The following is a 21,389-nucleotide window of genomic DNA, read 5'->3' as shown; positions in this document are numbered from 1 at the left end:
CGTTATGCCAATCATTACTGACGTTTATGCACGCGAGGTCCTTGACTCCCGCGGTAATCCAACAGTTGAAGTAGAAGTATTTACAGACGCAGGCGTTAAAGCACGCGCAATGGTACCATCTGGCGCATCCACTGGTGAATACGAAGCAGTTGAACTTCGTGACGGTGACAAAGATCGCTACCTTGGTAAAGGCGTAGAAAAAGCAGTAGCTAACATTAACGAAACAATCGCTCCAGAGCTAGTAGGAATGAGCGTTTATGACCAACTTGGAATCGACCACATGATGATTGACCTTGATGGTACTGATAATAAAGGCAAGCTAGGTGCTAACGCTATTCTTGGCGTATCTATGGCTGTTGCACGTGCAGCTGCTGAAGAGCTTGAACTTCCACTTTACGTTTACCTTGGTGGTTTCAATGCAAAAACTCTTCCAACACCAATGATGAACATTCTTAATGGTGGAGAGCACGCTGATAACAACGTAGACATTCAAGAATTTATGGTTATGCCTGTTGGAGCACCTTCTTTCAAAGAAGCACTTCGCACTGGCGCTGAAATTTTCCACAGCCTTAAAGGTGTTTTGAAAGAAAAAGGCCTTAACACTTCTGTAGGTGACGAAGGCGGATTCGCTCCTAACCTTGGTTCAAACGAAGAAGCGATCCAAACAATTATCGAAGCAATCGAAAAAGCTGGCTACAAGCCTGGTGAAGAAGTAATGCTCGCTCTAGACGTAGCATCTTCTGAAATTTACAGCGACGGTAAATACAACCTTGCTGGTGAAGGCGTAGTGAAGACATCTGAAGAAATGATCGAATTCTACAGCCAGCTATGTGAAAAATATCCGATCATCTCAATTGAAGATGGTCTTGACGAAAACGATTGGGAAGGCTGGGAGAAACTTACTCAAGCTCTTGGTGAGAAAGTTCAACTTGTTGGTGACGATCTTTTCGTTACAAATACAAACAAACTTTCTGAAGGAATCGAGCGCAGTGTAGGTAACTCTATCCTAATCAAAGTGAACCAAATTGGTACACTAACTGAAACGTTTGATGCTGTTGAAATGGCGAAGCGCGCTGGATACACAGCTGTTATCTCTCACCGTTCTGGTGAAACAGAAGATACAACAATTGCTGACATCGCTGTTGCGACTAACGCTGGACAAATTAAGACAGGCGCACCGTCTCGTACGGACCGCGTAGCTAAATACAACCAGCTTCTTCGTATCGAAGATGAGCTTGAACACCTTGCAATCTACGGTGGCCGTAAAAGCTTCTACAACTTAGATAAGAAGTAAGTTGAACAAACCCCCGCGTGAAAACGCGGGGGTTTTTGATGGGTTCTTTTCTTTTTTAACCTATGTTAATGAACAGTGTCGATTTCTGGCTGATTTGCGTGAAGTTGAGATTTCACGCAAATCAGCCACCACTCTTATCGGAACAACGTCTACAAAAACAGTCGTTACCGTTCAAGAAGTGTTAACACAATGTTAAGAAGGTATGAGAATGTCCAGTATTACCGAAATAGATTGCTTTTACTGAAAAATTTATGGTAAATTGATAGTATTGGAAAGGCTATAGTCCGGGAGGTGGAATCATGCATCTTGCAGCTACAATTGCATTAGTTATCGTTTCAATCTTACTTATTACTGTCGTATTGCTTCAGTCTGGTAAAAGCGCCGGGTTATCAGGAGCCATTACAGGTGGAGCTGAGCAATTATTCGGAAAGCAAAAGGCTCGCGGCTTTGAAGCGGTTTTAAATAAAGTAACGGTAGTACTAGCCGTATTGTTCTTTGTTCTTTCAATTCTCGTTGCGTATCTCGTGTAATGTGATAAAGGAAGCAGCAGGTGTTGAACCACTTGCTGCTTTTTTCATTGGAGGAAATGAAAGTATCAAATTCAGTGAAGACGAAATCTGGCGCCGCCAAGCTCCATTGTGGCAAAAAGCGCTACATTGAGGCTCGTATTAAGCATGTCGCGTGTGAAATAGGCGCTTGTGCTTTTTTAAAGAAGAAAGAAAAGCAAGTTTTTTGTCGAATGAAACAGGGAAATAAGCTAGAAGAACACATTCCTTTTTACTGAGGACGGAAACCGTTAAAATGCATATAAGGACTTCAATAGACAGGATAAATCGTTTTTTGAAGGTCAAACTAATGAGTAGGACTGGATTATTTAGAGGAGGATCACATCATGAAAGTAGTAGCACCCAAGCCATTTACATTTGAAGGAGGTAATCGCGCGGTACTAATGTTGCATGGCTTTACTGGTAATACAGCAGATGTCCGAATGATGGGACGTTATTTGCAGGAACAGGGGTATACGTGTCATGCCCCACAATATGAAGGACATGGCGTTCCCCCAGAAGAGTTAGTACATACAGGTCCTCAAGACTGGTGGAAAAACGTCAAAGAGGGGTATGAATTGCTTAAAAGCATGGGGCATGAGGAAATAGCTGTTGTGGGATTATCGCTTGGAGGCGTATTTTCTTTAAAGCTCGGTTATACTGTTCCTGTAAAGGGAATCGTACCCATGTGCGCCCCAATGGATATGAAGGATGAAGAAACGATGTATCAGGGTGTTCTTTCTTACGCAAGAGAATATAAGAAATTTGAACGGAAGTCTCCTGAACAAATTGAAGAAGAAATGGAAGCGTTCAAAGAAACCCCAATGAACACGCTCGGAGAACTTCGAGACCTGATCTATGATGTGCGTGATAACATTGATATGATTTATGCTCCGACATTTGTCGCTCAGGCAAGACACGATGAGATGATTAATACGGAGAGTGCGAATGTTATTCATGATCATGTAGAATCAGATGAGAAGAGTTTAAAATGGTATGAGAATTCAACACACGCCATTACGCTTGGAAAAGAGAAAGAGGAACTTCATAAGGACGTGCACGCATTTCTTGATGGACTTGATTGGTCTGAATAATCTACGGATATATTTTACTAGAAAGAAGGTGGAAGACAATGGCAGAAGAACATGAACAGAGAATATTGAGCTTCATGAAAGAGGAAGCATATAAACCACTAACTGTACAAGAACTTGAAGAAGTTTTTGGAGTGAAAGATTCCAGTGAGTTTAAGGAGTTTGTGAAAACCCTAAACGGGATGGAAGAAGAAGGTTTAATTGTAAGAACAAGAAGTAACCGCTATGGCATTCCTGAGAAAATGAATCTTGTAAGAGGAAAGCTACAGGTTCATGCAAAAGGCTTTGCATTCCTGATTTCAGATAGCGACACTGGCGAGAAGGATGTTTATATTAACCAGAGTGACCTTGAGGGAGCGATGAATGGAGACCGTGTCATCGCACGACTACATCAAAAATCATCAGGGACACGTCCAGAGGGGACCGTTATTCGTATCATTGAGCGTGGTGTTAAGCGCACAGTTGGTACATACTCTGACAGCAAGCATTTTGGTTTTGTGATTGCGGATGATAAACGAATCCCACATGACATTTTTATTCCAAAAGGGTCTACTGGTGGTGCGGTTGACGGCCACAAAGTCGTTGTTGAAATTACTAAGTATCCTGAAGGACGTATGAGTGCTGAAGGACGAATTACAGAAATACTAGGACACAAGAATGATCCTGGAGTAGATATTCTTTCCATTATTTATAAACATGAATTACCAGGTGAATTTCCGGATGCAACGATGAAACAGGCCAATGACACGCCTGATCAAATTGATGAGAAGGAAATTGAAGGTAGACGTGATTTGCGTGAAGAAACGATTGTCACGATTGATGGTGCTGATGCAAAAGACCTTGATGATGCGGTTAACGTTGTTAAACTTCCAAACGGGAACTATAAATTAGGTGTTCATATTGCAGACGTCACGTATTATGTCACTGAGAACTCTCCAATCGATCAAGAAGCGCTTGATCGTGGTACAAGTGTCTATCTTGTCGATCGTGTAATCCCGATGATTCCCCACCGATTATCAAACGGTATTTGTAGTTTAAATCCTCAAGTGGATCGTTTAACGATTTCGTGTGAAATGGAAATTACAACGCAGGGTGAAGTTGTGAATCATGAAATTTTCCCAAGCGTTATTCGTACAAATGAGCGAATGACATATACGGATGTACGTAAAATTCTTAAACGTGAAGACGATGAAGTACTTGAGCGCTATAAATCTCTAGTTCCATTCTTCGATGGCATGGGAGAACTAGCTGAAATCTTAAGAAAAGGTCGCTTTGAACGAGGGGCTATTGATTTTGATTTTGCGGAAGCGAAAGTTCTTGTAGATGAAGAAGGGGCACCACAGGAGATTGTTCAACGAGAACGCTCGGTAGCTGAACGCTTAATTGAAGAATTTATGCTTGTAGCGAACGAAACAGTTGCACAACATTTCCACTTCATGGAAGTTCCGTTTATGTACCGTATTCACGAAGATCCGGATTCAGACAAACTCAATACATTCTTTGAGTTTATTACAAACTTCGGTTATGTCGTACGAGGTAATGCTAACACGGTGCACCCGCGTGCGCTTCAAAAGCTTTTAGAAGAAGTGAAAGGTGAGCCAGAAGAAGCGGTCATCAGTAAGGTTATGCTTCGCTCTATGCAACAGGCGAAATACTTCCCTGAAAGTCTCGGCCACTTCGGTTTATCGACAGATTTCTATACGCATTTCACATCGCCAATTCGTCGTTATCCTGACTTAATTGTGCATCGTTTAATTCGTACGTACCTGTTTGAGAAAAAAGTCGACAATCAGACAACTTCTAAGTGGGGCGAAGCGCTTGGTGAAATCGCTCAGCACGCTTCAGCGATGGAACGACGTGCAGTTGACGCTGAACGTGAAACCGATGATCTGAAAAAAGCTGAGTTTATGAAAGATAAAATTGGGGAAGAGTTCGAAGGCGTGATTAGCGGCGTAACAAACTTTGGCTTATTTGTTGAATTGCCAAATACGATCGAAGGGCTTGTCCACGTTAGCTATTTAACCGATGACTATTACCATTATGACGAAGGTGCTTATGCGATGATCGGCGAACGTACCGGTAACGTATACCGCATCGGTGACGAAATCGCCATTCGCGTCTTAAATGTTAACATTGACGAACGAGCGATCGACTTCGAAATTGTTGGCATGAAGCCACCGAAAGAACGTCGTCGTAGAGAAAGTCCTAAAGTTATTGAAGGCGGAAAGCGTAAAAAACGTGGGAAGTCATCGAATAAAACAACTGATGCAGGACAGAAAAAAAGAAAGTTCTCTCCACCTAAAGATGGTCAGGGAACGAAAAAGAAAGCAAAAAACAAAAAGAAAAAACGTCGAAATAATAATGCCTAACTAGCGATATTTCGATCATGTCGGTCGGAGTAAGTCATCTTGACTTATTCTGACCAAATTGATATAATGGAGTTCGACGTTTGAGAGGGGGGACGGTCATGCCAAAAGGTGATGGTGGACTCATTGCACAAAATAAGAAAGCAAGACACGATTATTCTGTTATTGAAACATATGAAGCAGGTCTAGTTCTACAGGGAACTGAAATTAAATCCATCAGGGCAAGACGCGTAAACCTGAAAGACTCTCACGCCATTATTCGTAAAGGCGAAATTTTTCTTATCAATATGCACGTCAATGAATATGAGCAGGGAAATCGTTTTAATCACGATCCCACCCGTACTCGTAAGCTATTGATGAAGAGGAAAGAGATTGATAAGCTCCTTGGCTTAACGAAAGAACAGGGCTATACAATTATTCCGCTTAAAGTATATATTAAGAATGGTTATGCGAAAGTACTTCTAGGTCTTGCCAAAGGTAAGAAAAAGTACGATAAGCGCCAAGATCTGAAAGATAAAACGATGAAGCGTGAAGTGGATAAAGCGTTGAAAGAGCGTCAGCGGATATAGTTTCCATTTGATTGGAAGCTGGTCTGTGTTATACTAACTATTACCGAAACAACATATGAAGCTTAAGTGCTTTCCCGTTTTCGGTTCTCATTTCTTATATGGGGACGTTACGGATTCGACAGGGATAGGTCGAGCTTAAGTCGCGAGTCGAGTTGGCGAGCTACGTTAAAAACGCCATGCCTATAACTGGCAAAGAAAACAACAACTTCGCACTAGCAGCGTAAGCTGTTTTGCGGTTCCTCCCTCCATCGCCCATGTGGTAGGGTAAGGGACTCAACTTAAGTGGGATACGCCAACAATCCACCGTCTGAGGAAAGTTGGAAGAGATTAACCAGACTAGCTACAAGGACGCCTGTCGTTGGGCAGAATTGTAGTGAAACACTAATATAACGACTACACTCGTAGAAGCTTAAGTGCCGATATCTCTGGACGTGGGTTCGACTCCCACCGTCTCCACCAAATACATATTTGGTGGTTTTTTATTTGCAAAAAATCACTTCACTAAAAAAGCGGAGAATGTGAACTTTCACGTTCTCCGCTTTTTTTAGTGACTAATTTGTTTCCCCTGGAGACGTTTAGTAAAAGAATCAGCTTGAGGGGTGACCGCAACATGGCCGAGTGCTTTTCCTAATCCAAAAGAAGGCATATTTCCATAAAGGGTTTCATAGTGAGAGCTCGGAAGGACGTATGTTTCATGATAAATACCGACAGCACGGTTATTTCCGATCTTTTGATTGAAGTTTTTCCATGCTTTTAAATGAGCTTGACCATGCGCATAATGGCGTAGGTCATCAGATGAGCGCCAGTATTGAAGAAGTAGCGTTGTACGGAAACTAAAGAAGTTTTCCATAGAAAGGCATCCTAACTGTTTATTGGTGCTAAGCTCACGAATCATGCCAGGCATCGCAAGAAAGACTGGAAGCCATTTATGCACAGCCCACCACTGATTGATTCGCATGCCAATGAGAAATACTACTACGTCCTGTCCTTTATCCACCGTGTAGCGCCCGCTAAAGACTTGATTTGCCATCTAAATTTCCTCCTCTAGCGCTTTATTTTCGCAACCTTTGCCCATTCAATAGCAGCTTTTGTCGTTCGTTTCCCATAGTCAAGAGTCATAAGCCAGAACTTTGCATCCCCTTGATCACCATACGTTTGTACAATCATCTCCTCGATGGCTTCATAAGTCTTGAAGCGATCGAGTAGTTTGGCGAGATAGCTTTCCAATTGCTTTTCAACTGCTTCATCACTTTGATGCTGACTAAAAAATAGCTTAAGCAATAACTCATTTTTCTCTAAAGCTACTTCCTCAACAGGCGTTTCCATCCACTTTTTGAGCGCATCCCAGCCCAGTTGTGTTAATTCATATTCCTTTTTGTCTGGCTTACCGGATTCGCTTTGTTTTTGGACCGTAATAAGTTCTTCATCCAGAAGACTTTTCAGCGTCGGATAAATTTGACCGTAGCTGATTTTCCAAAAATGATTCAAGCTACCATCCATCATTTGTTTCATTGAATAGCCAGTGCGACAACCGGTAGTTAGTAAGCCTAAAATAGCAAATTTCGTATTTGACTGTTTTTCCATATTTCTCATCCTATATCTAAAAGATATGTATCAATTAGATATATAATAGCACGTTTTTTTAAAATATGGAAATTGAAGAATGGCTTTTATTTACAGCCGGCATTATGTCTATCCGCTTTTTTAATACGATCTAAAAAACAAGCCGCCCTTTTGGACGACTTGATTGGAATTCTATTCAGATACTAATTTAGTTTCTTCGTTGTATGAAACTTCCAGGTTGCGTTGAGTAAACACTTTTTTGGCAAGCGTAAGCGCATTAAGAACTCGTGGAAAGCCTGTATAGGGAATGAGTTGTATGATAGCTTCCACAACCTCTGATGCCGTCAGCCCGGAGGTGAGTGTGGTATTGATGTGAAGTTCAAGCTGAGGTTCTGTTCCTTGAGTCACAAGTGATGAAAGGGTAACGAGCGCTCTTTGCTGATTCGTTAACCCATCACGAGAGTAGATGTCTCTGTAAGCAAATTCGATAATATATTTACCAACATCAGGAGCAATTTCCTCCAGATCATCTGAGATTTTCAAATGAGTTGATATGTCGTCATTTGACGATAATGTGTATTCCATTAATTTATCTAGAACTTGCTGCAGGAGATCTTTTTCCATTGTAAAAGCATCCTATAATATATCCTTTAGTAGGATCAGGTGTCCTACTATACCGCGCGGAAGCTTTTGTGTGAAATACCTCTTTTGATTAGAGTCTATTCGAATGAGATATACAACTAGATAGAAGACTTAATGTAGTTTATAAAAGCACGGGATGCGTAAGAGATATATTTTTCTTTTCGGAGGATAATCCCGAGGTCCCATGGTATTGAAGGATTTACAATCGGGACAGAGACCACATTATCTTGATTGATTTTTCTGAGAATGGATTTAGGAAAGAACGTAATTCCTAAATTGTGACTAACCATATCGCTTATGAAATCCCATTGAGAACTAACATACGATATTTGAGGCTCAAAACCTGCTTGGCGACACTGTTCAATCATCTGATCATGGAGCATGAAGTCTTCACTAAATAGAATGATCTGCTCATTTCGTAAATCACTGATTGAGACCTCACTTTTTTCGGCGATTGGATGCGAACTGTGCACAAAAAGCATTAATTCTTCCTTTGTAAACGGAAGTGTTTCAAATCTTGTATCATTAACAGGTAAGAGGCCGACTGCAAAATCTAGTTCTCCATCAAGGATTTTTTGTTGAGCAATGTTAGCTCCGTGCTCCATTAGTTCAATCGTAATGTCGGGGTAGAGTTCTTGAAATCCTTTCAAAATACCTGGGAAGTAGAGGGCGCCGATGAGTGGCGGGAGGCCAACTTTAATGTGCCCTTTCTTTAAATTCATCATGTCATATAAGTGAGAAGAAAGATCATCCACCATATTCAGTATTTTTTCACCTTGAAGATACACGATTTTTCCTGCATCGGTTAGTTCGCTCGATCGTGCCGAGCGATCGAGTAGTTCAACATCTAACTCGGCTTCTAAACTTTTCACCATTTTACTTAAAGTTGGCTGTGAGATGTAGAGCGAGTGTGAGGCTTTCGTAAAGCTTTTTTGCTTCGCAACTTCAACGAAATAGGCTAACTGCTTAATGTCCATATGAAAGCTCCTGTCTCTATTCCCATCAGAATGAGAAATGCATTATGGTTTATTGTAGTAGCAAATCATACGCGAATTCAACCATAGACGGGGATTCTAGACCTATTTTTTACGAGAGCTGTTACATATGTAAAAAAGAGGGGTAATGAAGAAGGGAATTAAATATCTTATGGAGGTGCTCGTTTTGAGTAAAAAAGTATTAATCATTTCCGGTGATGCTGTTGAAGCACTTGAGATTTTCTACCCTTACTATCGCTGTCTAGAGGAAGGTTTTGATGTGACGATCGCATCCCCTACCGCTAAAAAACTACAAACGGTATGCCACGACTTTACAGATGAAATGGAAACGTTTGTTGAGAAGCAAGCCTATGGAATTGAAACACACGCAGCGTTTGCAGAAATTAATCCGGCAGAGTACGATGGTTTAATTATTCCAGGCGGACGAGCACCAGAATACATTAGAATGGATGAGAGCGTACCTGGCATCGTAAGACATTTCTTTGAAGAAAATAAACCAGTAGGTGCAATTTGTCATGCGGCACAGGTTCTTAATGTGGTTCCTGATATTATGAAAGATCGCGAGTATACCGCGTATCCAGCTTGTAAACCAGATGTAACCGCATGTGGCGCTACATACATTGATGAAAAGGTCCATACGCGCGATAATCTCGTCTCAGGGCAGGCATGGCCAGATTTACCAGGATTCATGAAAGAATTTCTCCGTTTATTAAAATAATGATACACGTAACCCCCTGATTGAGTGATCAGGGGGTTCTTTAAGAGGAAGGATATTTCGTTTGGCCAATAGCTGAAATAACAGAGCCAACCGCCTGAATCCAGCTTCCTACGACATTAATATTTGTTGCTTCTTCATTGTTAAGCTCTTTAATTCCTGAAATCGCTTGAAGCGAATTGCCGACCGCCTGAAGGAAGTTTCCATAAATGCTATACAACGCTGAAGCCGAGACTTCTCCGTCTAATGCATCTGCAAGAGATACCCCTCCACCAAGAGCTTGAAGCCAGTTTCCGTCAATATTCAGTATTTGCTTCACTCGATCATCAAAATCAATCAGAATCCCTGTCACAACCGTCGAATTCCCAATTGCCTGAAGCTGATTGCCAATCTTGTCTAATGAAGGGGGAGTAATCGTATCAGCGATTAGAGCGTTTCCTGTTCCCTGCATCACATTTCCAATAAGATTTAAACTATCAAGTATTGAGGAGGGGATTTCTTTTATAGGTGTACTTCCAATAGCGGCTAAGATCGTTCCAATTGCCTGTACCCATGATCCAAATACACCTTTTACTTCATTGTTCATGATGTGATCGCCTTCTTCAAAAGTCGCCCTATTGCATTCTATACAAAATAGAAAAATCGGTTAATCAAATGAGAGGATTTGATTGGAAGCTAACTCACATCAACATTCAAAGGCTTGACATAGACGTTCTGTCGATATTTAATGAAGAAAATAGCTGTGATTGCCATCGACATTATTCCAAAGATGACAGACATCATTTGAAGTCCGATCAAATCAAGCATCAATCCCGTTAATAGGAGTACAACTTGAAAAATGATGCGATCAAGCATGTTACGGAATGAGAAGAAACGACCGTGATATTCTTTAGGTACTCTCGTTTGGAAAATGGTAGCAGCTGTTGGAAAGAAGCAGCCGACTGAGAAACCGAATACCACAAATGCTACAACGGAAAGAATCGGGCTGTTTGCAAAAAAGAGCAGCAGTTGAGAGAGGCCAATAATAAATGAAAAAAGAAATAAAGTTGTGTATGGTGATTGTTTCCTAGAAAGCCTTTTGACCGCGAAAGCACCGATCATGAAGGAAAGACCTTCAGCGGTGTAAATCCAACTTTTAATGAGAGGATTATCTTGAAGCTCACTAATACTAATAACAAGCAAATTGAAACCACCAATAAACAAAAGAGGAACCATCGTCATAATTAGTGTCATTGTCACAATTGGCAGCTGTTTGATAATAGGGAACAAATGCTTGAAGCCACTTTCTGCTTTTGATCGATGCGAAACAGAGACGGTCGGTTCATCGATCGCAAGAAAAAGCGTAAAAATCACAAGTATAAGGTAGGCTCCTAAAGAAAGAATATACATAGTCGATAAAGACATAATCACAAGAAAGATTCCGGCAATAGCTGTACCCAGAACTCTTGAAAGTGTAGCGACATTCATATGAATCCCGTTCATTTGCAGAAGCTCTTTTTCTTTCACGACAAGTGGAATGGCGGCCTGAAGAGCTGGAAAGTAAAAAGCCGCAGCGGTCTGAATAAGAATGAGAAAAACAACCATCCAGAGAACGGATCCGGTTTGAATAGCCACTAACATAAAGATCACGCTAATGGCTCGTGCAAGCCCAGCTGCGATCATCACCGTCTTCTTTTTCACTTGATCGGTCACTCGTCCTGCATAGGGTCCAATCGCTACACCAGCAAGAAGTCCGATCGCAAGTATGACAGCTTTCATAAAATCAGAAGGCACTTTCTCTTGCATAAATTCTAAATTGCCAATAATACCGAGCCATAAGCCGAGTCCAGCTACAAATTCACCGGTTAGTAAAATCCAGACATTTTTGTTCTGCCACATCATTTTGACCTCGATCTTCTTTAGTTTCTAATATCATACCATGAGCTGTAAACATAAATTACGGAATTCGAAGAAAGTTTTAATGCTAACGAATGGTAAACCACCTAATATAATCCGACCGGTATGCCTTCAGCTTATTTTGTTTATGCTAGAAAGAAGGAGGTGAAGGGAATGGCTATGGATGTATTGTGCGAGGTATCAAATTGTGTCCACAACCGAAATGGTAAGCAGTGTGGAGCAGACGAAATCTACGTTGTCAGTCATAAAGGAAATCAAGCAAGCAATAGTGAAGAAACGGATTGTAAAACATTTGAGCCTGGAACCCTTTAAACTCTTTGAGGCGTTACCATTAAAAAAGCCGTCCTCAAGCGAGGGCGGCTTCTTCTTTATGCTTCCAATAGTTGTTTTAAATGAGCATAGTCTTTCTCTATGGAGCGCTGAACCAATTTACTCAGAACAGGACGAGCAAGTGAAAAGAGTGTTCCTGGAGTTCCTTCAACGACAGCCTTAACAACACAACCTTCACCTGCAACTTGTACTTCTCTAGTGACTTTAATCGGAAACGTACTATCAACGCTTTCGATTTGAATTTTGTGGTACGGATTGTATTGACGAACAATAAAAGTGGTTTTGATTTCTTTCCCGAGAAATTTAGCTACTTGATCGTATGTCGCCCCTTCTCTCAATTCCCCATTCGTAAACGTAGCCGAAACCATACCGCTTTGCCAATCTGAATTGTTTACGAAATTTGTGATGTAGTTAAAAACAACTTCAGGTGGCCGCTCAATCAAAATACTTGTTCTCACTTCGATTTTTTTAGTTTGCATTGTATCTTTTCCCTTGCTCTACATAATTTTTAAGGAATGTCCCAAACAGCTCTTTCCACCCTTCCTCATGAGCGGAATGCCAGTTAGGATCAAGTAGACCTGATGTTTGATGAGAAAGGGAGAGGATCGTTGCTTCACGATCTTCTTTTAGTGTATATGCGTAGCCACTCGTAACTGCCCCTGTCATGCCAAGAAGGCCATTTAAGCGAATTTCATATGGTGCATGTAGATAAGTGATGGTACCCCAAAGAGCCTGACTGTTTTTTCCCTTTTCTATAAATCGACCACCTATTTCATTTTCAAATGAAAGTGTTGAGTCATCTCCACATAAGCGATAAGCCCACCAGGAGTTAATGTCTTCTGTCAATGTAGAAAAGACTTTCTCGATCGGTGCTTCAATGCGCACTTCCTGTTCAATTTGAAACGTATCGAGCTTAAAGTTGTTATCCATTACAGTAATGCCCCTTTCAATAGTTGATTGTAATGTTAATAAAGAGGAAGTAACGTTTGATTGAACATGACTCATCCACCGATCAGCCATTTTTTGTAGCGAGACAGTGTTTAAAAAATTCAGCCGCTGTCTTCCTTTGCGGCGAACAAGCATAAGGTTGGCTTCTTCAAGGATTGTGAGATGCTTCATAACTGCATAGCGACTTATATTAGCGAAAGCCTCACTTATTTCACCCGTTGTTTTTGGACCGTTATTTAGCAAGTCCAAAATCTCTCTTCGAATGGGGTGCGTTAATGCTCTGAATGTGATCGATAGTTCTTCTTCTTTGTTCATCTCATCACTCCGAAATGTGACTATAAGGTAACATAATAAGTGGCCCAATCGTAAGCTATTCTAACCAAACCAACAAGTGAGAATGACAGGTAATGAATGGAATATTTACTTGGCTATCAAATGTTTATAAGAAATTTCTGATATTTGTTTGCGTTAAAGCATGAAAACTAGTATCATCAAAGAATATAAATTTGGAATTGAATCAATTATCTAATTTTATAGGTGATGTGGAAGGGTGATTGGAATGGAAGGCAAAAAAGATCTTCGAATCAGAAGTAAAGTAATCAGTGAAGGTGTAAATCGAGTACCTAACCGCTCCATGCTTCGAGCAGTCGGTTTTACCGATGAAGATTTCAAAAAACCAATGATTGGTGTAGCGAGTACGTGGAGTGAAGTTACGCCGTGTAACGTACATATTGATTCACTTGCGCGTGAGGCGAAAGCGGGCGCTAAGGATAACGGCGGCGCGCCAATGATTTTTAATACGATTACCGTTTCTGATGGTATTGCGATGGGTCATGAAGGAATGTTTTATTCTCTCCCAAGTCGTGAGATTATCGCTGACTCGATTGAAACGGTCACAAATGCAGAACGTCTTGATGGCATTGTAGCGATTGGCGGCTGTGACAAAACAACGCCAGGTTGCTTAATCGCAATTGGTCGTATGAACATTCCGTCCGTATACGTGTACGGTGGTACGATTCAGCCAGGTAAACTGAATGGAAATGATATCGACATTGTTTCATCATTTGAAGCGGTTGGACAATATCAAGCTGGAACAATTAACGAAGAAGAGCTACACAAAGTTGAATGCTCTGCATGTCCTGGAGCAGGAGCGTGTGGTGGAATGTATACCGCAAACACAATGGCCTCTGCGGTTGAAGCTCTAGGGATGAGTATCCCAGGATCATCCTCAACACCTGCAGTGAATGATTATAAAGAATCTGAATGTCGTCAGGCTGGAGAACTAGTGGTTTCTCTTCTTGAAAAAGACATCTACCCTCGTGACATTATGACAAAAGAAGCATTTGAGAATGCGATCACAGTCGTAATGGCCCTTGGTGGTTCAACTAATGCCTTCTTGCATCTAACGGCAATGGCTCACTCAGCTGGTGTCGACTTATCATTGGATGATTTCGAACGCGTTCGCGAACGTGTTCCATACATCGCAGACATGAAGCCGAGCGGTAAATATGTGATGCAAGATCTATATGAAATTGGTGGCGTACCTGCTGTCATGAAGCTTCTTCATGAGCATGGCTTGCTTCACGGAGATTGCCTCACAGTGACTGGAAAAACGGTCGCAGAAAACTTGGCCGAAGCCCCATCGCTAAAAGAAGGACAAGAAATTATCCGTTCTCTTAATGATCCGATTAAAGCAAGCGGACCACTTGTTGTACTTCGAGGTAATCTAGCTCCTGAAGGTTCTGTTGCAAAAATGTCCGGTCAAAAGATTAGCCACTTTGCAGGACCAGCTCGCGTTTATAATAACGAAGCAGAAGCAACTGCAGCAATCGAAGCGGATGATATTAAAGAAGGTGACGTTCTCGTTATTCGTAATGTAGGTCCTAAAGGTGGACCAGGAATGCCGGAAATGCTATCCATTACTTCCATGATTGTTGGGAAAGGATTGAATGGGAAGGTAGCGCTTATGACAGACGGTCGCTTCTCAGGTGGATCGCACGGTTTCGTTATCGGCCACGTATCTCCGGAGGCATTTGTTGGTGGACCGATTGGCCTCTTAAAAGAAGGCGACACCATCACCATCGATAGTGATAAGCAACAAATTAATTTTGACGTGACAGATGAAGAACTACAGCGTCGCCGTGCAGAATGGGTACGACCTGAGCTTAGATACAAAACAGGAATTCTAGGTAAGTACGCAAGACTCGTTTCCTCATCCGCAAAAGGTGCCGTAACGGATTTGGATATTGAATAAATTTTCGTCCAAAAGCCAGCTTTCTTCTGTATGAAGAAGCTGGCTTTTTCATTTTATTCAGCAAAGGAAATGATTGAGCGGCGGAGAATGAATTTGTATAGGTAAAATAAAAGCTAGAGGAGTGAGTACCCATTTGATAATGAAAGAACACGATCCCCCGCTACATCTCCACAAATTAAGTACCTTATTGGATCGCCTCCCTTCTCATCATCTACGCTTTGAAGAAGTGAAGGAGCAACTTTCCATGTACCAAGCAGGAATATCAGGTGAGAAATCCATGGATTTCCCTCTAAGTTTTTTAGACGATAAGCTGTTTTCAATCTATCATGACTTGCGTATTTCTGACGGTGTTCATCATTTTCAAATAGATACGCTTGTAATCAGCCAGCACTATCTTCTGATTCTTGAAGTGAAAAACATTTCAGGCATTCTTCATTTTGATCCTACATTCAATCAATTAATACGCATTTCTGACACGAAAGCAGAAGCCTTCCCAAATCCCCTCACTCAGGTGGAACGTCAGCGTTCCCAACTTCGCGCTTTACTTCAAAAAATGAAAATACCTGAAGTACCTATTGAAACGCTTATTGTCATCGCTAACCGAAGAGCAGTTATAAAAGCGACCGAGGCGGTTCAATTCATTTCTTCAAAAGTTATTCGAAGTGAGTACCTGCCTACAAAAGTGAAGTCACTGGATCAACGATATGGGGAATTATGGTTAACGATGAAGGAAGTAAGAAAGCTGGGGCGTACTCTTGTTAAGCTACATGAGCCGCTTGACCGAGATGTACTGAAGCGATTTTCAATTTCTCGGAATGACTTGCTAGTTGGTGTAGCTTGTCCAGAGTGTGCTCGCCTGGCTATGAGGAGGCTGCACGGTAGGTGGTATTGCGAGAGGTGTGGTGCCTATTCGCGTGATGCCCACTTTAGAGCGCTTCAAGATTATGCGTTGCTTGTGTCTAGAGAGATTACGAATCAGGAGGCGAGACGGTTTTTGAAGATGGATTCCGGAGATGCTGCTACTCGTTTATTAAAATCTTTAAAAATGGAGTCAACTGGATCCACAAAAGGAAGACGCTATAAGTTAGATTTTCGGTTTTTTGATGTTTCGCGGAATTAATTGAATTTCCGCGGAAATAATACGTGTTTTCGCGGAATAAAATCGAATTTCGCGGAATTATCCAGAAAATCGCGGAATTAACTGGATTTCCTCCACCAAGCAACCACAAAAAAAGCCCCCCACACGCGTGGAGGACCCCCATTACTATTTAGACGACCCGGATTTCTCAAAGTTAAGATCCCAAATCACTCCATAGGCATCCTTAACCTTCGCAAATGTCGCTCCCCAGAAGGTATCCTGAAGCTCCATATAAACGGTGCCTTTTTCTTTCAAATGCACATAGAGCGACTCAATTTCTTCAGCGCTATCCAGTTCGAGGGCAAGAGAGATGTTATTACCTACAGTTACGTTTTGGTTCAAAAAAGTATCCGATACCATGAAAAAGAGCTCATCTTTTTTGAATCGTGCGTGCACGATGTAATTGTCCATTTCTGGTGGTGTTTCAAAGTCTGCTTCTCCGAACGTTTGGAGATCGGTTATCTCGCCTTCAAAGACTTCTTCGTAGTATGCCAAAGCCTCTCGCGCTGTGCCTTCAAATGTGAAATAAGGAATCGGATGGTGCTTCATAGCCTTCACTCTCCTTTAAATGAGGTCGCTTGTCTATCTACATCTAGTATAACGTTATGACTAGAAATACTAAAGAACATTCGTTCGTCACGAAATGTCACAATTCAGCGAGGGTTTTTCGTAGGGCATATGAAAGGAAACTCACGCTATTTTAAAGAAAGGAAGAGTGGCTTTTCAGAGCGAATTAGTAAAACAATAGGAGGTGCTGTATGTATCAGAAAGTAATCGATCCAAGAGTCTCAGAAACAGATGGAGCAGGGCATATTAATAATACGGTCATTCCAGTGTGGTTTGAATCTGGTCGAGATCCGATTTTTCGACTGTTTAATCCAGATTTAACCTTTCATGATTGGCACTGCGTCCTTTTAAAAATGAATGCGAGATACCTCTCCCAACTCTATTACGGAACGCCGATAACCGTATACACTTGGATCAAGAGAATTGGGCGAACGAGTTTTGAGGTTTATGAGGAAATTCATCAGAAAGAAAAAGTTTGTGTAACAGGATCGGCCACGTATGTGAACTACCATTTTGATCAACAAAAAAGCATGCCAATACCAGATGACATACGAAATCAGCTTGAAGCACATCTTTACACAACTCAAAAAGCCACTAGCGAGTAACTTCGCTAGTGGCTTTTCATAAAAGTTAAATGTTGATTTTAACGTCAGCATCTTTCTTTAATTTCTCAACTAATTCTTGAGTTTTCTTCGATTTTTGTTCATCTTCTAGACCTTTTTTGATCTGAGGTTTCACATCTTCATAAGCTGGCATTTCTTCTGAAGTACCCTGTTCTTTTGCTTGATCATAGTATTCTTTCATTTCTTCTTCAGTCACTTCATCCACTTCGATTTCCTGGTCGATGTAAGTTGTATATTGGATGTTCTTTGCAATTTCTTTTTCAAGATCTTCCATTGTCATGTCGCTTTGTTCAAGTGCTGCTTCGAACTTCTTCTCATCTTCATAGCCCTCTTTAATACCGGCAAGCTCTTCTTTGACCTTATCGTCGGAAGCTTCAATGCCTTCTTTCTGAGCGGCTTGGAGAATTAATTCCTGTCCAACCATGCTTTCAGCGACTTGTTTTTTCATTTGGTCTAGCTGATCTTTAGGCACTTCCTGGCCCATTTGTACGTACTGCATTTGGCTCTGGCTATAAAGGGCATTGAAATCTTCCCCTTTAATTTCTTCACCATTAACGGTTGCTACTACCTTATCTGCATCAACTTTATCAACTTCCGGTTGTTCCTGCTCTCCGGATTGTGCTTGTTCTTCTGTATTTGTATCTTCTTCTTTCTTGTCATTACTGCTTTCTTCATTTCCTCCACAGGCAGCTAATACAACGATTAGTAAACCTGTTATGAGTAAGTAAGTTAATTTACGCAATTCACATGCTCCTTTCAAAAGGCTGTGTCTATTGTTCCACAAAAAGATAGAGTTGAAAACCCCTAACAGTAAGTATGGGATAAATACCACATTCTTATTACATTCTTTCGTGATTCAGGTGGAAGCACTAACTTCTAGGATGCCTAGCGCATAGAGTAATAAGAAGTTTATTACTAAGAGGTGAGACTCCATGATTAATGGGAAGCAGTATGTTGAGCGTATTGATGCGCTCAATAATGAAGTATGGATTGCAGGAGAGAAATGCACAGGCAAAATATCGGAGTTAGCACCATTTAAAGGAATAGTGAAAAGCAAAGCTGCTCTATACGAGTATCAGTGTAAGGAGGAAAATGAAGAGCTTTTTCGTTATGCGTTACCTCATTTAAAGAAAGAATATGGGTTTTCCTATCATCAACCAAAGCGAATAAAAGATTTATCCAATCGTCGAAAAGCAACACAGGAGTGGGCAAGGTTGAATGCGGGGTTAATGGGGCGCTCGCCTGACTATATGAATACATTACTTATGACACTTGGTGTTGCGGCTAACCATTTTGCTGAGGACCGGGAAGTCTTTGGTGACAACATCAAAAGATTATATGAAAAAGCAAGAACAGAAGATCTATCCATAACGCATACATTTATTAATCCCCAGGTAAATCGGTCCATTGGTCAATATTTTGATGACTCTACGATCACAGCTGCTAAAGTTGTAGAAGAAAAGAAGGAAGGCATTGTCATTCATGGTGCAAGATTGTTAGCGACACAGGGGGGATTGACGGATGAACTGCTTGTCTTGCCCGCAGGTGGGCATACGTTAGATGATTCGTATATCTTTGGTTTTATGATTCCATCAAATACAAAAGGGCTCAAATTTCTATGTAGGGAATCATTTTGCTATAGCGATTCGAAGTTCGACCATCCATTAGGCTCACAATTTGAGGAAAATGACTCTATTGTTGTGTTTGATCAAGTGCTTGTACCATGGGAATGTGTTTTTATATATAAGAATATCCAGACCGTTGCTGCAATGGAAGATGCGACTGGTATGTACACGTTTCTGCAATTTCAATCAGTGTGCAGGCAGGTTGTGAAGTTAGAGTATATTCTTGGGCTTTGCGAATCAATGGGAGATGCCATTCAAATTCAAGAGTATGAGCATGTGAAGCAAAAAATGAGTGAAATTATCACAACTCTTGAGATTATGAAAGCTCTGTTACTGGCATCGGAGGTCAATAGTCAGCTCAATCACTATGGAACGCTTGTACCTGATAGTCAGCCGTTGAAAGCTGCCAGTCAATACTTTCCAACTGTTTACCCGAGGTTAATTGAAATTATTCAGTTGCTCGGCGCAAGTGGATTAATTTCCATACCAACTGAAAAAGATTTCAATTCCGATATCCAAGAAGATTTAGCACAATATTTGCAAGGAGCGAATATTGAAGCGATAGAGCGAGTCAGGTTGTTTCGAATGGCCTGGGACCTTGGTATGAGCGCCTTTGGTTCTCGTCAAACACAATTTGAAAGGTTCTTCTTTGGGGATCCCGTCCGTCTTGCAGCTGTTCATTACAACCGATATTATACTCAGCCATATGTCGATATGGTTGAGGCATTCTTAAATAAAGTAGGAGAATAAAGTCGCCGCTGTGCGGCTTTTAATTCGATTTGTAAGCGTTTTCTTAAGTGTGGAAGGAGACGGGATTGTTATTAACGAATGATGTGAAGGGGGCACAATACATAGAGGAGTTGAAGATATGCTAAAAGCATCTATTTCATTTTCGAATCGCATCATGCAACGCTATTTACCCGATCCGTTTTTATTTGTGATCATCCTCACTTTCGTGGTATTTGCATTTGGACTTGTTTTTACTGGAAGTTCACCGGTTCAGATGGTGCAATACTTTGGAGAAGGGTTTTGGAGTTTACTAGCTTTTTCTATGCAAATGGTACTCGTTCTTGTAACAGGATATGTTCTTGCGAGTAGTCCTCTTTTCAAGAAAGGCCTCCGTTTTCTTGCGGCGAGAGCGAAAACGCCTGGACAAGCCATTGTGTATGTCACACTCGTATCGTTAGTAGCAAGCTGGATCAATTGGGGATTTGGTCTCGTGATCGGAGCATTATATGCGAAAGAGCTTGCTAAAAAAGTAGAAAAAATAGATTACCGATTGCTGATCGCAAGTGCCTATAGTGGATTTCTTGTGTGGCATGGTGGGTTAGCTGGATCGATACCATTGACTATTGCAACACCTGATCATTTTACAGCCGATCTCATTGGAACCATATCAACGAAGGAAACAATCTTTTCCCTATTTAATCTCGTTATTGTCGCGTCATTATTTATTCTGTTACCCCTTATTAATTACTTTATGTCTCCAGCGGAAGAAGAGCGTGTCCAAATTGATCGCACTTTGCTAGAAGAAGGGAACCTTCATGCTACAACTGTGGAGGGAGATTTAACACCTGCTGAGCGTCTCGAGAATAGTCGCGTCATCTCGATGATCATTTCATTTGTTGGGCTTGCTTATCTTGTTTATTATTTCGTAAACGCCGGATTTGAACTGAATTTAAATATCGTGAATTTTGGCTTTCTCTTCCTGGGCATTCTTTTTCATGGTACACCGCGTCTGTTTCTTGAATCTGTAGGTAATGCAGTTAAAGGAGCTAGCGGGATTATTATTCAATTTCCTTTTTATGCAGGGATAATGGGGATGATGGTGGCTTCTGGTCTTGCTGCTCAGCTTTCAGAAGGGTTTGTTTCCATCTCAAACGAATTTACCTTTCCATTCTTTGCTTTTTTAAGTGCAGGAATTGTGAATTTCTTTGTCCCTTCTGGTGGGGGGCAATGGGCGGTTCAGGCACCTATTATGCTAGATGCAGCAAAAGCGCTTGAGGTTTCCGTTCCTAAAACGGCAATGGCTGTCGCATGGGGAGACGCCTGGACAAATATGATCCAACCGTTTTGGGCATTGCCTGCTCTTGCGATTGCGGGATTAAAAGCAAAAGACATTATGGGATACTGCTTTATTGTTCTAATCGTAAGTGGAGTGGCAATTTCGTTAGGGCTTGTTTTCATAAGTTAAGGGAGGGGATTTCCTCCCCTTTGCAATAGGGTAG

The 21,389-nt window shown here is 41.3% G+C and carries 22 protein-coding genes and 1 other RNA gene; 13 read left to right on the top strand and 10 right to left on the bottom strand.

Annotation, left to right across the window (positions count from 1 at the left end):
* The first annotated feature begins 4 nt into the window (after positions 1-4).
* From eno to ssrA, 6 genes are all read left to right on the top strand, one after another.
* Positions 5-1,294, top strand: coding sequence for a phosphopyruvate hydratase (gene eno, locus AC0VYJ_RS18390; RefSeq protein ID WP_224882172.1), 1,290 nt, complete (start codon positions 5-7; stop codon positions 1,292-1,294).
* Positions 1,295-1,593: 299 nt separating this feature from the next.
* A complete protein-coding gene (secG, locus tag AC0VYJ_RS18385) occupies positions 1,594-1,824 on the top strand; it encodes a preprotein translocase subunit SecG (RefSeq protein ID WP_098445013.1) in 231 nt (76 codons plus the stop codon).
* Positions 1,825-2,186: 362 nt separating this feature from the next.
* Complete coding sequence (locus AC0VYJ_RS18380; RefSeq protein ID WP_475365839.1) at positions 2,187-2,933, top strand: alpha/beta hydrolase; 747 nt, start codon at positions 2,187-2,189, stop codon at positions 2,931-2,933.
* Positions 2,934-2,971: 38 nt separating this feature from the next.
* Positions 2,972-5,299 (top strand): ribonuclease R, encoded by a 2,328-nt coding sequence (gene rnr, locus AC0VYJ_RS18375; RefSeq protein ID WP_430244884.1) that lies wholly within the window; start codon positions 2,972-2,974, stop codon positions 5,297-5,299.
* Positions 5,300-5,397: 98 nt separating this feature from the next.
* Positions 5,398-5,865 carry an SsrA-binding protein SmpB gene (gene smpB, locus AC0VYJ_RS18370; RefSeq protein WP_194218797.1) on the top strand — a complete coding sequence of 156 codons (468 nt, stop codon included), beginning with the start codon at positions 5,398-5,400 and terminating at the stop codon, positions 5,863-5,865.
* Between the two features lie 100 nt (positions 5,866-5,965).
* Positions 5,966-6,324, top strand: a transfer-messenger RNA (tmRNA) gene (gene ssrA / locus AC0VYJ_RS18365).
* A gap of 85 nt (positions 6,325-6,409) precedes the next feature.
* Here ssrA and AC0VYJ_RS18360 read toward each other — a convergent pair.
* The 4 genes from AC0VYJ_RS18360 to AC0VYJ_RS18345 all read right to left on the bottom strand — a co-directional run bounded on the left by AC0VYJ_RS18360 (position 6,410) and on the right by AC0VYJ_RS18345 (position 9,047).
* Complete coding sequence (locus tag AC0VYJ_RS18360) at positions 6,410-6,895, bottom strand: DUF4188 domain-containing protein (RefSeq protein WP_475365838.1); 486 nt, start codon at positions 6,893-6,895, stop codon at positions 6,410-6,412.
* A 14-nt stretch (positions 6,896-6,909) separates the two neighbouring features.
* Entirely contained in the window at positions 6,910-7,449 is a 540-nt protein-coding gene (locus AC0VYJ_RS18355) for a PadR family transcriptional regulator (protein ID WP_475365837.1), read from the bottom strand.
* Between the two features lie 171 nt (positions 7,450-7,620).
* The gene (locus AC0VYJ_RS18350; RefSeq protein WP_475365836.1) at positions 7,621-8,052 is read right to left on the bottom strand and encodes a carboxymuconolactone decarboxylase family protein; all 432 of its coding nucleotides are present in this window, start codon (positions 8,050-8,052) and stop codon (positions 7,621-7,623) included.
* Positions 8,053-8,168: 116 nt separating this feature from the next.
* Entirely contained in the window at positions 8,169-9,047 is an 879-nt protein-coding gene (locus tag AC0VYJ_RS18345) for a LysR family transcriptional regulator (protein ID WP_430244876.1), read from the bottom strand.
* Positions 9,048-9,231: 184 nt separating this feature from the next.
* Between AC0VYJ_RS18345 and AC0VYJ_RS18340 the strand changes: the two genes are divergently transcribed.
* Positions 9,232-9,783 (top strand): DJ-1/PfpI family protein, encoded by a 552-nt coding sequence (locus AC0VYJ_RS18340; protein ID WP_475365835.1) that lies wholly within the window; start codon positions 9,232-9,234, stop codon positions 9,781-9,783.
* A gap of 40 nt (positions 9,784-9,823) precedes the next feature.
* Here the strand turns inward: AC0VYJ_RS18340 and AC0VYJ_RS18335 are convergent, their stop codons facing one another.
* Both AC0VYJ_RS18335 and AC0VYJ_RS18330 read right to left on the bottom strand, forming a co-directional pair.
* A complete protein-coding gene (locus AC0VYJ_RS18335; protein WP_226615224.1) occupies positions 9,824-10,366 on the bottom strand; it encodes a DUF6944 family repetitive protein in 543 nt (180 codons plus the stop codon).
* A gap of 89 nt (positions 10,367-10,455) precedes the next feature.
* Complete coding sequence (locus AC0VYJ_RS18330; protein ID WP_475365834.1) at positions 10,456-11,658, bottom strand: MFS transporter; 1,203 nt, start codon at positions 11,656-11,658, stop codon at positions 10,456-10,458.
* A gap of 171 nt (positions 11,659-11,829) precedes the next feature.
* Here AC0VYJ_RS18330 and AC0VYJ_RS18325 point away from each other — a divergent pair, with 171 nt between their 5' ends.
* Positions 11,830-11,988: a DUF1540 domain-containing protein gene (locus AC0VYJ_RS18325; protein ID WP_194218808.1), complete on the top strand. Its 159-nt coding sequence runs from the start codon at positions 11,830-11,832 to the stop codon at positions 11,986-11,988.
* A 56-nt stretch (positions 11,989-12,044) separates the two neighbouring features.
* Here the strand turns inward: AC0VYJ_RS18325 and AC0VYJ_RS18320 are convergent, their stop codons facing one another.
* Entirely contained in the window at positions 12,045-12,485 is a 441-nt protein-coding gene (locus tag AC0VYJ_RS18320; RefSeq protein ID WP_475365833.1) for an SRPBCC family protein, read from the bottom strand.
* Positions 12,475-13,269 carry a helix-turn-helix domain-containing protein gene (locus AC0VYJ_RS18315; RefSeq protein ID WP_475365832.1) on the bottom strand — a complete coding sequence of 265 codons (795 nt, stop codon included), beginning with the start codon at positions 13,267-13,269 and terminating at the stop codon, positions 12,475-12,477. The genes AC0VYJ_RS18320 and AC0VYJ_RS18315 overlap by 11 nt, the downstream gene beginning before the upstream one ends.
* A gap of 244 nt (positions 13,270-13,513) precedes the next feature.
* Between AC0VYJ_RS18315 and ilvD the strand changes: the two genes are divergently transcribed.
* A complete protein-coding gene (ilvD, locus tag AC0VYJ_RS18310; protein WP_430244867.1) occupies positions 13,514-15,208 on the top strand; it encodes a dihydroxy-acid dehydratase in 1,695 nt (564 codons plus the stop codon).
* Between the two features lie 139 nt (positions 15,209-15,347).
* Positions 15,348-16,328 (top strand): nuclease-related domain-containing protein, encoded by a 981-nt coding sequence (locus tag AC0VYJ_RS18305; RefSeq protein WP_475367518.1) that lies wholly within the window; start codon positions 15,348-15,350, stop codon positions 16,326-16,328.
* 144 nt (positions 16,329-16,472) lie between these two features.
* Here AC0VYJ_RS18305 and AC0VYJ_RS18300 read toward each other — a convergent pair whose 3' ends face one another.
* Positions 16,473-16,895, bottom strand: a complete 423-nt coding sequence (locus tag AC0VYJ_RS18300) for a VOC family protein (protein ID WP_475365831.1) — start codon at positions 16,893-16,895, stop codon at positions 16,473-16,475.
* Between the two features lie 209 nt (positions 16,896-17,104).
* On the opposite strand from AC0VYJ_RS18300, the gene AC0VYJ_RS18295 reads away from it, so the two are divergent.
* Positions 17,105-17,518, top strand: coding sequence for an acyl-CoA thioesterase (locus tag AC0VYJ_RS18295; protein WP_475365830.1), 414 nt, complete (start codon positions 17,105-17,107; stop codon positions 17,516-17,518).
* 25 nt (positions 17,519-17,543) lie between these two features.
* On the opposite strand, the gene AC0VYJ_RS18290 is transcribed toward AC0VYJ_RS18295, so the two are convergent.
* Positions 17,544-18,278: a SurA N-terminal domain-containing protein gene (locus AC0VYJ_RS18290; RefSeq protein WP_475365829.1), complete on the bottom strand. Its 735-nt coding sequence runs from the start codon at positions 18,276-18,278 to the stop codon at positions 17,544-17,546.
* Positions 18,279-18,468: 190 nt separating this feature from the next.
* Here AC0VYJ_RS18290 and hpaB point away from each other — a divergent pair, with 190 nt between their 5' ends.
* Complete coding sequence (gene hpaB, locus AC0VYJ_RS18285) at positions 18,469-19,911, top strand: 4-hydroxyphenylacetate 3-monooxygenase, oxygenase component (protein ID WP_475365828.1); 1,443 nt, start codon at positions 18,469-18,471, stop codon at positions 19,909-19,911.
* A gap of 118 nt (positions 19,912-20,029) precedes the next feature.
* The gene (locus AC0VYJ_RS18280; protein WP_430244856.1) at positions 20,030-21,355 is read left to right on the top strand and encodes a short-chain fatty acid transporter; all 1,326 of its coding nucleotides are present in this window, start codon (positions 20,030-20,032) and stop codon (positions 21,353-21,355) included.
* Positions 21,356-21,389 lie beyond the last annotated feature (34 nt).

This window comes from Anaerobacillus sp. 63XJN7_5_ISO-PGPR-S23-430, from assembly GCF_056173695.1.
This window is presented reverse-complemented; position numbering and strand designations above follow the sequence as displayed.